We start from the raw sequence: 864 nt of genomic DNA, 5'->3' as shown, positions 1-864 counted from the left end.
CCCCCAGCCCCCCACCGCCGCCTACGTCCAGCACAACCTCGGCGCCTCGGGCACCGCCGCCTTCGACGTCAACGCCGTCTGCTCGGGCACCCTGTTCGCGCTCTCCGCCGTCGGCAGCGTCATCCTGCGCCGCGGCGGCCACGCCCTGGTCATCGGCGCCGACGTCTACTCCCGCATCCTGGACCCCGCCGACCGCAGGACCGTCGTGCTCTTCGGCGACGGCGCCGGCGCGATGGTGCTGGGCACCACCGCCCGCGGCCCCGTCGTCCGCCACGTCGCCCTGCATACCTTCGGCGAACTCACCGGTCTCATCCAGGTCCCCGCCGGCGGCAGCCGCCACCCTCTCGACGCGGCCGGCCTGGACGCCGGGCTGCACTACTTCGCGATGGAGGGCCGCGCCGTACGCGACTTCGTCGTGGACCAACTCCCCCGGCTGACCGAGGCGTTCCTGCACGAGGCCGGCGTCAAGCCCGCCGACGTCGACCACATCGTCCCCCACCAGGCCAACGGCGTCATGCTCGACGACGTCCTCACCCACCTCGCCCTCCCCCACGCGGTCATGCACCGCACCGTGACCCACTACGGCAACACCGGCGCCGCCTCCATCCCCATCACCCTGGACGCCGCGGTCCGCGCCGGCGACATCCGCCCCGGCGAACTGGTCCTGCTGGCCGGTTTCGGCGGCGGCATGGCCGCCAGCTTCGCCCTCGTCGAGTGGTGAAAAGGACAAACCGCCACCACCAGAAGCGCGAACCGACAAGAAAGGGGGCGGCCACCGGCCGCCCCACCACTACTCCCGCACCAGGGGATGCGCCGGTGTTCCCGGCCCGCCCCTCCCCCGCCGGCCACGAGCGCACCCGCTCC

The 864-nt window shown here is 73.7% G+C and carries 1 protein-coding gene; it reads left to right on the top strand.

The window, feature by feature from the left end:
• Positions 1-721 (top strand): 3-oxoacyl-ACP synthase III family protein (locus JHN63_RS51550; protein ID WP_200692010.1); only part of this gene is annotated, 721 nt, incomplete at its 5' end.
• Positions 722-864: the final 143 nt, after the last annotated feature.

It is taken from the genome of Streptomyces sp. MBT65 (assembly GCF_016612545.1).
Lineage (GTDB): Bacteria > Actinomycetota > Actinomycetes > Streptomycetales > Streptomycetaceae > Streptomyces.
Note: the sequence above shows the minus strand (reverse complement) of the source record. Positions and strands in the feature narration are given on the sequence as shown.